This window comes from Acetobacterium wieringae (assembly GCF_026646375.1).
Classification (GTDB): Bacteria; Bacillota; Clostridia; order Eubacteriales; family Eubacteriaceae; genus Acetobacterium; species Acetobacterium wieringae_A.
In genome coordinates, this window is record NZ_JAIPPU010000007.1 from 72,208 (window position 1) to 84,338 (window position 12,131).

Annotated in this window: 12 protein-coding genes; all 12 read left to right on the forward strand. The window is 44.8% G+C overall.

Annotation, left to right across the window (positions count from 1 at the left end; all coding sequences use genetic code 11):
• Nucleotide 1: 1 nt before the first annotated feature.
• The 12 genes from Q7P33_RS08090 (at nt 2) to Q7P33_RS08145 (ending at nt 12,107) form a co-directional block, all read left to right on the forward strand.
• Nucleotides 2-208 carry a DVU_1557 family redox protein gene (locus Q7P33_RS08090; RefSeq protein ID WP_303869135.1) on the forward strand — a complete coding sequence of 69 codons (207 nt, stop codon included), beginning with the start codon at nt 2-4 and terminating at the stop codon, nt 206-208.
• Nucleotides 209-925, forward strand: a complete 717-nt coding sequence (gene trsM, locus Q7P33_RS08095; protein ID WP_303869136.1) for a DVU_1556 family methyltransferase — start codon at nt 209-211, stop codon at nt 923-925. It abuts the gene before it with no gap.
• 3 nt (nt 926-928) lie between these two features.
• The gene (locus Q7P33_RS08100; protein WP_303869137.1) at nt 929-1,381 is read left to right on the forward strand and encodes a DVU_1555 family C-GCAxxG-C-C protein; all 453 of its coding nucleotides are present in this window, start codon (nt 929-931) and stop codon (nt 1,379-1,381) included.
• Between the two features lie 6 nt (nt 1,382-1,387).
• Complete coding sequence (gene trsS / locus Q7P33_RS08105) at nt 1,388-2,740, forward strand: radical SAM (seleno)protein TrsS (RefSeq protein WP_303869139.1); 1,353 nt, start codon at nt 1,388-1,390, stop codon at nt 2,738-2,740.
• A 7-nt stretch (nt 2,741-2,747) separates the two neighbouring features.
• Nucleotides 2,748-4,064: a DVU_1553 family AMP-dependent CoA ligase gene (locus Q7P33_RS08110; RefSeq protein ID WP_303869141.1), complete on the forward strand. Its 1,317-nt coding sequence runs from the start codon at nt 2,748-2,750 to the stop codon at nt 4,062-4,064.
• Nucleotides 4,057-5,103 carry an XdhC family aldehyde oxidoreductase maturation factor gene (locus Q7P33_RS08115; protein WP_303869142.1) on the forward strand — a complete coding sequence of 349 codons (1,047 nt, stop codon included), beginning with the start codon at nt 4,057-4,059 and terminating at the stop codon, nt 5,101-5,103. Before Q7P33_RS08110 ends, Q7P33_RS08115 begins: the two co-directional genes overlap by 8 nt.
• The gene (locus Q7P33_RS08120) at nt 5,100-6,182 is read left to right on the forward strand and encodes a DVU_1551 family NTP transferase (RefSeq protein WP_303869143.1); all 1,083 of its coding nucleotides are present in this window, start codon (nt 5,100-5,102) and stop codon (nt 6,180-6,182) included. Before Q7P33_RS08115 ends, Q7P33_RS08120 begins: the two co-directional genes overlap by 4 nt.
• Before the next feature lie 67 nt (nt 6,183-6,249).
• Nucleotides 6,250-6,843 carry a histidine phosphatase family protein gene (locus Q7P33_RS08125; RefSeq protein ID WP_303869145.1) on the forward strand — a complete coding sequence of 198 codons (594 nt, stop codon included), beginning with the start codon at nt 6,250-6,252 and terminating at the stop codon, nt 6,841-6,843.
• A gap of 16 nt (nt 6,844-6,859) precedes the next feature.
• Nucleotides 6,860-8,854: a sigma-54-dependent Fis family transcriptional regulator gene (locus tag Q7P33_RS08130; RefSeq protein ID WP_303869266.1), complete on the forward strand. Its 1,995-nt coding sequence runs from the start codon at nt 6,860-6,862 to the stop codon at nt 8,852-8,854.
• Nucleotides 8,855-8,879: 25 nt separating this feature from the next.
• The gene (locus tag Q7P33_RS08135) at nt 8,880-9,920 is read left to right on the forward strand and encodes an XdhC/CoxI family protein (protein ID WP_303869147.1); all 1,041 of its coding nucleotides are present in this window, start codon (nt 8,880-8,882) and stop codon (nt 9,918-9,920) included.
• Between the two features lie 266 nt (nt 9,921-10,186).
• Nucleotides 10,187-11,551 carry a sulfite exporter TauE/SafE family protein gene (locus Q7P33_RS08140; protein ID WP_303869148.1) on the forward strand — a complete coding sequence of 455 codons (1,365 nt, stop codon included), beginning with the start codon at nt 10,187-10,189 and terminating at the stop codon, nt 11,549-11,551.
• 49 nt (nt 11,552-11,600) lie between these two features.
• Complete coding sequence (locus Q7P33_RS08145; protein WP_303869149.1) at nt 11,601-12,107, forward strand: hypothetical protein; 507 nt, start codon at nt 11,601-11,603, stop codon at nt 12,105-12,107.
• The last annotated feature ends 24 nt before the right edge of the window (nt 12,108-12,131 follow it).

Genomic DNA, 12,131 nt, shown 5'->3' on the forward strand with positions numbered 1-12,131 from the left:
GATGAAACACGAAAGCACTGATCAAACTAAGTGGTACTGTGATAAATGCCAGCGCGAATTGGAGTTAGCCAAAGTCAAAGTTAAGTATATGGAAGGGAACTTTGAAGTGGATCTGATGAAATGCCCTAGTTGCAACCAGGTGTTTATTGATGAAACGTTGGCGCTGGGTAAAATGAAGGAAGTGGAAGAAGGACTGGAGGACAAATAATTGTCGGGGAATTGTGCCTATGAAAGTACAGAAATGTCAGCACTTTTGGGAGGAACGCTACGACCGGGAGGTTTTTCTTTAACCGATCGGGGCGTAACTGGTTGTCACTGGAGTGCTGCCGATTCATTGCTGGATCTTGGCTGTGGAGCGGGTGCTACTGTCGGTTATCTGGCAAGGAAATATGGGCTGACAGTGGTGGGACTTGATCCTTCCCAAAAGCTGCTGGCGACAGCCAAAAAAAACAATCCGAATAAAGAGTTTCTTTTTGGTAGCGGTGAAGCGATTCCCTGTAAGGACGAGAGCTTCCAGGGGGTGTTATCCGAATGTACGCTGTCGTTGATGACCGATCTTCCGGTAGTAATGAAGGAGGTCTATCGGGTGATGAAAACCCGGGGAATGTTTTTTATTACCGATGTCTATGCCAGAAATCCGGAAGCGCTTGAAGGGATCAAAACCCATCAGTTTACGAGCTGTATGCGGGGATTATACGATTTAAACCAATTGCAGACGGTTGTCACTGACGCCGGTTTTGAAATTGTCTTGCTGGAAGATCACAGTGAATTGCTCAGGCAGCTGCTGGTCAAAACGATCTTTGAATTCGGTTCGATGCAGGCATTCTGGTTAAAAACCGGAGGTACCTGTGCGGCTGGCTTCCAGGACACCTTAAAAATGTGCAAACCGGGCTACTTTATGATGATCGCAAGAAAGGTGGAATAAAAGATGGATGAACTGAAATTTGAACTGTATCGACTGGGAACGGAAGGTTATTGTTGCAGTCAGATTATGATGAAGCTGGCGCTGGATATGGAAGAGATCGAAAATGACGACCTGATCCGGGTGATGAATGGTTTGTGTAATGGTATTGGCGGCAATCAGAAAACCTGTGGGGTTTTAACCGGTGGTATTGGTGTTCTTGGCCTGTATGCGGGCAAGGGAAAAGCCCGGGAATATACGAAGGATAATTTTGGTACGATGGTTAAAACTTATATGGACTGGTTTGAAGAGCACTTTGAAAGTACCGAGTGTCTCGATCTGATTGGCGTTTTTCGATTTACCGATGAAAACAACCAAACGTATCCGGTGAAGTGTGGTGATACACTTCTGGAAAGCTTTGAAAAGGTGGTCGAGATACTTCAGGAGAATGGCTACACTTTTGGAAATCGAGAGATGTAGAAAAAAATGAAGCGAATCATTTCGACGACCCAAAGCCTTTGCCCGGTTTGCCTGAAAAGAATTAAGGCAATTATTTGGGAAAAAAAAGAAGAAGCTTGGATGGAAAAATCTTGTCCCGAACATGGTCGTTTTAAAGCGCTGCTGTGGCGGGGGAGTATCCCAATGACAAAATGGGTACGCAATAAAATACCGGCCACCATCAAAAAAACGAATACGGCGGTCGAAAAAGGCTGTCCCTTCGATTGCGGCCTTTGTGCCGAGCATCGCCAGCATACCTGCACGGCGCTGATTGAGGTGACGCAGCGCTGTAATCTCAATTGTTCCTTTTGTTTTGCCGATGCCAATGGCAATGCCGAGGCGGATCTTGATCTTGAAACGATCAGACGGATGTATCAGAGTGCGATGGACACCTCGGGCAACTGCAATATTCAGCTCTCCGGCGGCGAGCCCACTTTAAGAGATGATCTGCCAGAGCTTATCAGAATTGGGCATGAGCTCGGCTTTTCCTTTATTCAAATCAATACCAATGGCATCCGCATGGGCGAGGATGAAGCGTATGTCAGTGCCTTAAAAAAGGCCGGACTCAATTCGGTGTTTCTGCAATTTGATGGCACCAAAGATGAGATTTATAAAGACCTCAGAGGCAAACCATTATTAGAAACCAAGATCAAGGCAATAAAAAATTGTCAGCGATATAATATTGGAGTCGTTTTGGTGCCGACCCTGGTTAGTGACGTCAACGATTCCGATCTCGGGAACATTATCAATTTTGGACTGGAATGGGCGCCAACGGTTAAAGGGGTGCATATGCAGCCCGTCAGTTATTTTGGTCGGATTCCAAACCTGCCGGATGAACAGAAAAGATTGACTTTAGGCGATTTGATCGATAAAATCGAAGACCAAACCCAGCGACGGATCCGCAAAGACAGTTTCAGTCCGCCCGGTTGTGAAAATGCCCGGTGTTCGTTTCATGGAAATTATACAGTTTCGGAAAACGGGGAGCTGATCGCCCAGGTTGGTATTTCAAAATGCTGTGGGGTAGAAACAGCCGAAGAAGGTGCCCGTAAGGCAAAAGCCCATGTGCTTAGGAAGTGGTCTGGCGTCGGGCCAGAACCACAAGACGATGGCATTAAAAGCGCCGCAGTACCAGCAAAAGATGGCTGGGATGCGATCCTTGATCAGATTAACCGCCATTCGTTTAGCCTATCTGCGATGGCCTTTCAGGATGTCTGGAATCTGGATCTGAATCGGGTTAAAGACTGCTGCATTCATGTTGTTAACCCGCAGGGCCAGCTGATCCCTTTTTGTATGTATAACCTGACCGATAAAAACGGGCATGCCATCTATCGCCAACAGTGAGGATTTTATGAAAAAGACACCATTGGAAAACTGGATCATCAAACGAACCGGCATTTCACCAGCAAATCCGGATGCGCTCAAGAGCTATCAGCTAAAAAAACTGGTTGAAACGCTTAGTTATGCCAAGGATAACAGCCGGTTTTATCAAAACCAGCTGGAAGGCATCGATCCCCGGAAAATCAAATCCTGGGATCAGTTTGAGCGACTCCCGTTTACAACGGCCGAGGACATCAAAAATAACCCCTTTGATTTTTTATGTGTTCCCCAATCGCAAATTGCGCGGATTGTTACCTTGAATACTTCGGGAACCAGTGGCCCGAAGAAGCGGATTTTTTTTACAGAGGCTGATCTCCAGAAGACGGTGGATTTTTTTGATTACGGGATATGTTCGTTAATCGACAACACCGATCGGGTAATGGTTTTACTGCCGGGACAAGCCTACGGCACCATCGGAGACTTGTTGAAAAAAGCCCTTGATCGTACCGGAACACCCTGTGTTGTTTATGGTCTGCTCAACGATCTGGAGGCGGTCGAAAAAACGATGATCGAAAATGAGATTAATTGCATTGTCGGCATTCCGATTCAGGTTTTATATCTCAGTCGCAGCAAAGCGGCGAGCTTTAATCGCATCGAAAAAGTTCTGCTCAGTACCGACTATGTCCCGCAGGCGCTGGTTTTTGAGCTTAACCAGAAGTTTGGCTGCCAGGTTTTTAACCATTATGGGATGACTGAAATGGGCTACGGCGGTGGGGTTGAGTGCCAGGCGCTTAACGGCTATCATCTCCGGGAAGGCGATTTATATTTTGAAATTGTCGATCCGCGCTCAGGTAAAAAGGTAGCCGATGGCATTACAGGGGAGATTGTTTTTACAACCTTTAATCGCCAAGCGATGCCATTGATTCGCTATCGCACGGGCGACCTTGGGGCGTTTTCAGTCGACGCCTGTCAATGTGGCAGCTTTTTAAGAATCATGAAAAAGGTTGACGGACGGCTGAAGAATCGGATCCAAATAAACGGCGATGTCACTTTTGATCTCAAAGAGCTCGAGGAAATACTGTTGGCCGATGAAGATCTGATTGATTATCAGGTCACCATTAAAGACGATCAAACCCTTCTGATTGAGGTTTCGCTTTATCAATACGAAACCTCCAAAGCTAAAGAAGCGCAACTGCAAAGGTGCATTGAAACGCATTTTTTAAAAAACCATGGTGAAGTGATGCAAATTGAAGTCAAAAGAAGTCCGCTGCAAAAACCGGATCAACTGGTGAACAGCATGGTCAAGCGAAAAATTAGGGACTGGCGAAAGGAGATCAGCTGTGAATAGTCTAATCAGGCAAATAAAAGAAGCAAAACACCAGAAAGAGAATTTTGTGCTGGCGACTATTCTCGAAAAATCAGGATCGGCACCTTGCAATGAAGGCACAAAAATGATGATCAGAGAGGATTTGTCAATTGAAGGGTCAATTGGCGGTGGTCTTGTGGAAGCACTGGTGATTCGAGCTGCCGCCAGGGTTCTAAAGGACAACTATTATCAGATTGAAACCTTCCAGTTAAACAGCCGGGATGAAGCTTCTCTGGGACTGGTTTGTGGAGGTGATTTAAAAATTCTCCTGGAGTACATTGATTGGTGGGATCCGCAAACGCAGGTATTTTACGATGAAATGATCAAATTGATCGATACCAAGACAGACTTTGTGACGATTATCAAAATACCACAGACAAGCTTTATTAATGATCGACTGGAAAAATGGGTCTGCACTGAAACTGGTTTTTGGGGATCCGAAAGTGACGAAGTTCACAACATTGTTAAAGAGATTCGCCTGAATTTTTATCAATTGAAATATCAGCAGGCTTTTTTACAAGCAGCAGGTTTCTATGTCGAACCTTATTTCAACCATGAGAATGTCTGTGTTATTGGCGGCGGTCACATTGGCAAGGTTCTGGCCGAATTATGTAAGGTTGTAGGTTTTTATGTCACTGTGCTTGATGACCGGGAAGAATTTGCCAATCGTCAGCGGTTTAACACGGTTGATGAGGTGCTTGTGATACCGGGTTTTGAAAATCTTGAAAATCACATTAGCATCAACGAATATTCCTATGTGGTGATTGTGACCAGAGGCAATTCGGATGATAAAGATGTGTTGGCCCAGATGTTGCAAACCGAGGCGAAATATATTGGGATGCTCGGCAGTAAAAACAAACGCAATCATATCTATCAGGGGCTGCTCGAGATGGGTTTTTCATATAGCGATCTGGAGCGGGTCCACAATCCCATTGGTCTGAACATTTATGCCGATACCCCGGAGGAGATCGCCGTCAGTATTGTGGCGGAAATGATTCAAGTCAGGCGGCACCCAAATTGAAAAAGTATGGCGTTATTATTATTGCGGCCGGTTATTCCTCACGGATGGCCGGATTTAAGCCGCTTCTGAAATTCGGCCGGCAAACAGCGGTGGAACGGGTGGTTGCCCTCTACCAGCAGGCCGGTGCCGATCAGATCATTCTGGTTTTGGGCCATCGGGCAGATCAAATCCGCCCCTATTTTGACAATCAGCCAGTGGATGTCGTGGTCAATAAGAACTTTGCTGATGGGATGTATACTTCCATTGTTACTGGTGTTACTCACTTGAACGACGAAATTGAGGCCTTTTTTATTCATCCGGTAGACATCCCGCTGGTCAAGCGGGAAACCATAAAAGAACTGATGGCAGCACCACCGCAGCTCGGTAAAGGCATTATCTACCCCAGCTTTTTAGGCGAACGGGGACATCCGCCACTGATTGATACAAAGTACCGAAGAGCGATTCTGGATAATAAACAAGGTGGTGGGTTGAAGCGACTGTTGGCCTTATATGAAATCGATGCGGCGGAACTACCTCTGATCGACGAAGCGATTTTAATGGATATGGATACCCGGGCGGATTATGAGGCATTATTAACCTACGATGCCTTGGAAGCCCCTAATTTATGCGAATGCTATGCCATATGGGAGAAGTATCAATTGCCTGAGAATATTCGTAGACATTGTCAAAAAGTCAAACAGACGGCGAGCGGTCTGGTTGATCAATTAATTAAAACGGGGGAAACCCTTAATCGACCGTTAATTCAGGCTGCCGCCCTGCTTCATGATCTTGCCAAAACCGAAAAAAAACATGCAGAAAAAGGCGGCGAGATCTTAAAGGCGATGGGGTACCCCCAGGTGGGGGCAATCATTGCCGTTCATATGGATATTTTAGTCGAAGCGGACACCGCCATTACAGAAAGTGAAATCCTTTATCTGGCCGATAAATTGGTTAAAAATGACCAGTTGATCGATTTGACGACACGAAAAAACTTGGTATTGCAGACTTATCGTGATAATCCGCAGGCGCTTGAAAAAATAACCCGGCGCTATCGCAATGCCGAGATTATTTTGCAGAAAATTCAAAGGAAGAACGGATAAAATAAACAACAAAAAATTACCCGTGATAACACGCAAATTGATGAAGATATAAAGAAAGGGTTGCAAAATGGAAACCCGGATATATTTAGTTCGGCATGGTCAGATTGAATTAAATAATGAAAAAGCCTATATTGGACAATTGGATCTACCTCTATCGCCGAAAGGGGTAAAGCAGGCGCAAACACTGCAGGAACAGTTTAAACAAATTTCCCTGGATGGTGCCTATACCAGCCCGCTTTGCCGTTGTATCGGAACCTTGGACATTCTCTTGGGCGAACGCCCGATCCCTCAGTTTAAAATCGACGCCTTAAAAGAGATCAATATGGGCGAGTGGGACGGAAAGACGTTCGCAGAGGTTAAAGAGCGTTACCCGGAGAGCTATGAACAACGGGGTAGAGAGTTAGATGTTTTTGCAACGCCGGCAGGTGAAAGTTTTGCAGAATTAAAAAAACGGGTGATACCGGTGTTTGCTGAAATGGTAAAAGAAAATGATGGAAAGTCGATCGTGATCCTCACTCACGCTGGAGTTATCCGGGTGATTCTGGCAAACCTGTTTGGATTAACGATTAAGGAAGTATTTAAATGGAAGATTCCCTATGCTGGTAGCTTTGAACTATGCTATAATCAGAAAAGTGGAAAATGGATTTGCCAAAATCAATGAAAAGAGACAATTAACCATGAATAAAAATATCTACCAAAACCTTATCAAGCAATCAAAGGAACGCTGTGCTGATTATGGAATCACCGAAGATCAGGTTTTCAGTAAAAAAATGATTGATCATTCGGAGCTACAGACAAAGTTTTCAGAAAACAGAGATTTGATTCTGACTGCTTCACCCTATATGGAGCACCTGATGAGTATTGTCCGGGGAAATAATTTTTTTGTCTTGCTGACTGATAAAGAAGGCTGTATTTTGAATGCCATCGGCGACGAAAAAATTCTGACCGAAGCCTTTGAACTAAAAATGGTAGCTGGTGCCTATATGAATGAGGAGTGCATTGGAACCAACGCCATGTCGTTGGTTATAAAATCGGGTGAACCGGTTCAATTGTCAGGCAAAGACCATTTTATCAAGGCCTATCACCGTTGGACCTGTTCAGGCGCACCGATTCGTGATCCCAACGGCAATCTGATTGGTGCCCTCGATCTGACCGGTTACTCTGATTCGGTTCATCCCCATACCCTGGGAATGGTCATTGCAGCTTCCAACGCCATCGAAGAAATGCTCCGGGTCAAAGAATATAACCGCCTCCAGAATATGACCAATAAGCATATCAAAACGATTTTCAATTCGATGCCGGTAGCGATCCTGACCTCCGATCTGAATGGTCGAATTAAAATATATAATCAGCGGGCGATGGATTTATTCGGCAATAAATATAAACAATTGTCGGCGACCAATGTTGCAGAAATCATTGAAGAGTGGGAGAACATCAAGGAAGCGATTCATCTGGAAAAACACGTCAACCGGATTATCAATATCAAAGCCCTGCGGAATCATTTTCATTGCCAGATGACAGCCAGCCCGATTTATAACCCTCAGGATGACAGTATTGAGATTGTCTTTGTTTTAAAAGAAGATCAAACGAAAAAAATCGTCAAATCCGAACAGCCCTATTACACTTTTGACAAAATTATGGGTGCTGACAGCCATTTTGTCAGCACCATTGAGTATGCCAAAAAAATCGCCAACAATCGTTCGACTGTTCTGATTTTGGGGGAGAGCGGCTGTGGAAAAGAAGTCTTTGCCCAGGCCATTCATAATTTCAGCAAACGGGTTGATGAGCCTTTTGTGGCCATAAATTGTGGGGCAATTCCCAATCAATTGATTGAATCGGAGCTGTTTGGTTATGAGGAAGGGGCCTATACCGGAGCCAAAAAAGGCGGCAACATCGGTAAGTTTGAACAGGCCAATAATGGCACAATCATGCTTGACGAAATTGGCGAGATGCCGCTTGATATGCAGACCCGATTGTTGCGGGTATTACAGGAAAACGTCATTACCCGGATTGGCAGCCAGCGCTCGATTCCCATTGATGTGCGCATTATCGCTGCAACCAATAAGGATCTCAAAAAAGAAGTTGAGCTGGGTCGTTTCCGTAAGGATCTGTTTTACCGTCTCAATGTCCTGCCTCTGTATCTGCCACCACTTCGCGATCGCACCCACGATATTGCCATTTTGTTTCAATATTTCATGAAAAATCTGTCAGCGAAATATGAAAAGCAGGAATTTGAAATTACTGAGGACAACATGCGATTACTGGAAAGTTACAGTTGGCCGGGGAATGTGCGGGAACTGGAAAATGTGGTGGAACTGATTATTAACACTGAAGCATTTCCCTATAAGTATTTTTCGGAAAATAGTGAGCAACCCAGCCCGATGGCCCAATTTATGGCAATTACTGGAAATTTGCCAATTGAATTGCGGGAAGAGCGACTCGAAGATCTTGATCCGGCACAGCTCGACTTATCCTATATGGAAAAAGAGCATATTAAACGGGTCTTAAAACTTTATAAGGGCAATATCAGCCAGACGGCTGCCGCCCTGGGCATCCAAAGAAATACTCTTTACAGCAAAATCAGCAAATATGAAATTCAACTTGAAATCGGTCATCGACCCCGGGAGATCTGGGTAGACGATCGTTTCAGAAAGGGACAAGAACGTGGTTAATCCGTATCAAAAACTACTTAATGAATTGGAAAATGAAAAACAGGTGATTATGTGCACCCGGGGAGTAACAAATCCGGAAACAACGAAACGAACGATCACAAAATCAGTTTTGCGAAATGGCGATTTACAAACGGAACAATTTGATGAAAAAACCAGAAAAACGATCACAGCCGTTATTGATCAGGGACTGCCGAAATTTAATACCACCGAAGAGGGGGCTTTCGTCTTATATGAACCCTTTTACTCGGAAGGGCGGCTGATTATTTTGGGAGGCGGTCATATTGCCAAGCCGCTGGCCCGTTATGGGGCGGATATCGGCTTTAAGGTCACCGTTATCGATGATCGACCGTCTTTTGCCAATGCGCAACGCTTTCCCGAAGCCAGTCGGGTAATGTGTGAAAGCTTTGACAGCTGTTTTGACCGCCTGCAGGTCAAAAACACCGACTACGTCGTTGTGGTCACCCGCGGCCATCGCCATGATGCAGTGTGCCTACGCCAGGCGATTGCCAAAAATCCCGAGTATCTGGGGATGATCGGGTCCAAACGCCGGGTTAAGGGCTTGATGGCTCAGTTTCGGGAAGACGGTTTTACGGAGGAACAACTCGCCCGGGTTTATTCACCGATCGGGCTACGAATTGGGGCGGTAACCCCGGAAGAAATTGCCATTTCGATTATTGCTGAGATCATTCAGGTGAAGCGAATGGCTCATCAACCGGAAAAAGCGGATCGGAACAATCAGACCAATCATTCCGATTTTGATTTTGAAGTGGTTAAGAATCTAGCAGAAAATGACTCTGACAAACGGGCGATTGTGACGGTCATTTCAAAAAAAGGTTCCGTTCCCCGGGGGGCTGGAGCTAAAATGATTATCTGGCCCGATGGCCGTAGTCTTGGCAGCATTGGCGGCGGCTGCAGCGAAGGCGAAGTGATCGTCACCGCCCGGGATCTGCTGCGTGAAGAGGGCGGCTTTCTGACCATGCATGTTGATATGACCGGGGAAGTGGCCGAAGATGAGGGGATGGCCTGCGGTGGCATTATGGATGTGCTGATTGAGGTGTATCCGTAAAAATAATAATTTTGATCATTGGTTCTCGATTAATAACATCGAGAGCCTTTTTTTATGTCCAGATTGTAGTAATCTAAAAAACTTCATTAAAGGCGGCTTTTCCAGGAGCCTCTGGTATATTTCTGCTTTGAAGAAGGAAAGCTGATTTAAAAATTAATTCATAATGTGGGGTTTAAACGCATTGACTAACGTTTCGCTTCTCCATAAGATCTACAAAAGTTGTTGTTATGATAGGATCAGATCAGAAGTGACAAGGAGAATGACCAATGGAAGAAAAAGCAATGACAAAGACATTTTCAGTTAGCGGGATGACCTGTGTTAATTGTGAAAATCGAATCGAGAATAAACTAAAAAAGCTTGATGGGGTAACGAATGTCACGGCTAGTTACACACGCTCACGGGTCAGTTTAACATACGACCCGGATCGTGTGAAGCTGTCAACCATTGTAAAGACGATTGAAAGCATGGATTATCATGTAAAACGAGCAGGTGAAAAACAAAAAAACAAAACCGTTGAAAAGAAAAATAAAATTAATGAAGTTTTAGGAATCGGCATCATCATTATTGCTGCATTTGTGATTATCAATTACTTTGGCGGTTTTAACATCTTTAACTCATTTCCAGAGGCAAAACAGGGTGTCGGTTATGGCGCACTATTATTAATCGGTTTACTCACTTCCATTCACTGCGTTGCCATGTGTGGGGGGATCAACCTATCTCAATGTGTTCCCAATGTAAGTATAAAAAGTGAAAAGAAAACGGCAAATCTCAGACCCGGTATTTTATATAATGCCGGTCGGGTAATCTCATATACCATAATTGGTGGGGTCGTCGGAGCATTGGGATCAGTCGTCAGCTTTTCCGGTACAGCTAAAGGAATTGTCGCTGTTATGGCAGGGGTGTTCATGGTGATTATGGGCTTGAATATGCTGAATCTTTTTCCCTGGCTGCGTAAGTTTAATCCCAGAATGCCCAAGATTTTTGCCAGGAAGATCAATGAACAGAAAAAAAGCAACAGCCCGCTCTATGTCGGACTGTTAAACGGCTTAATGCCCTGCGGACCACTCCAGGCCATGCAGCTCTACGCCCTTTCCACCGGTGATCCGGTACAGGGTGCCTTATCGATGCTGGCATTTAGTTTAGGAACGGTGCCGCTGATGTTTGGACTGGGAGCGATCAGCTCATTGCTCAGCAAAAAATTTACCAGCAAAATGATGACCGCCAGCGCCGTACTGGTTTTAATACTGGGTGTATTTATGTTTAGCAATGGCGTGAGTTTATCGGGTATGGCACTTCCTTCCCTAACCAGTAGTGTGACAGCGGTGAATGAAGTGCAGCAAAATAATACAGCATCCATCGACCAGGGGGTTCAGACCATTACAACCAAACTTTCGCCGAACCGTTATGAACCGATTATCGTCCAAGTGGGGGTGCCCGTCAAATGGACCATCGAGGCGGATGAAAATGACATTAATGGCTGCAACAATCAAGTGCTGATCCCCAAATACAATATTGAAAAGAAGTTAGTGGCAGGTGACAATGTCATTGAATTCACGCCAACTGAAACAGGTAGGGTACCCTATAGTTGTTGGATGGGGATGATTAAAAGCACCATCACAATTGTCGATTAAGCACAGGTAGTAAAGACTAAAAAAGGGTAGTATAAAAAGGAGAATTTAAATGAAAAAATCATATTATTTATGGGGAATCGTGTTGGCCATCGTCCTGACGGGGATTGTTATATTTTCTGGCTGTACCAGAAGTTCAGGAAACGCAGGCGAAACAGCGGTTAATTCCAATTCATCACAAACTCAATCAAGCAGTGAGTCTCAAAAAACGACAGAACAGCAGAGTGTCAGTAGTTCCGTTACCAAATCGAGTGCCGGAACCAAAGCCACAGTGAGTGATGGGGTTCAAACGGTAGCAACGACCCTGGATCGGGGCATTTATAAACCTATTGTTGTTCAAACGGGGATACCGGTTAAATGGATCATCACAGCCAACGACGGCGATTTGAATAGCTGCAATAATAAAATGCTGATCCGAAGCTATGGTGTTGAAAAAAAACTGATTACCGGAGAAAATGTCGTCGAATTTACACCGACCAAGGCCGGTACCATCAATTATTCCTGCTGGATGGGAATGGTAGGAAGTACCATTACCGTTGTTGATGATATTAACCAATAAAAAAGAGTCATATATGAAAGTCAA

What these genes read in the sequence shown, in the direction of transcription:
- Q7P33_RS08090 (WP_303869135.1), top strand. Translation starts at nt 2, where the DNA reads ATGAAACACGAAAGCACTGATCAAACTAAGTGGTACTGTGATAAATGC.
- Q7P33_RS08100 (WP_303869137.1), top strand. Translation starts at nt 929, where the DNA reads ATGGATGAACTGAAATTTGAACTGTATCGACTGGGAACGGAAGGTTAT.
- trsS (WP_303869139.1), top strand. Translation starts at nt 1,388, where the DNA reads ATGAAGCGAATCATTTCGACGACCCAAAGCCTTTGCCCGGTTTGCCTG.
- Q7P33_RS08110 (WP_303869141.1), top strand. Translation starts at nt 2,748, where the DNA reads ATGAAAAAGACACCATTGGAAAACTGGATCATCAAACGAACCGGCATT.
- Q7P33_RS08125 (WP_303869145.1), top strand. Translation starts at nt 6,250, where the DNA reads ATGGAAACCCGGATATATTTAGTTCGGCATGGTCAGATTGAATTAAAT.
- Q7P33_RS08130 (WP_303869266.1), top strand. Translation starts at nt 6,860, where the DNA reads ATGAATAAAAATATCTACCAAAACCTTATCAAGCAATCAAAGGAACGC.
- Q7P33_RS08140 (WP_303869148.1), top strand. Translation starts at nt 10,187, where the DNA reads ATGGAAGAAAAAGCAATGACAAAGACATTTTCAGTTAGCGGGATGACC.
- Q7P33_RS08145 (WP_303869149.1), top strand. Translation starts at nt 11,601, where the DNA reads ATGAAAAAATCATATTATTTATGGGGAATCGTGTTGGCCATCGTCCTG.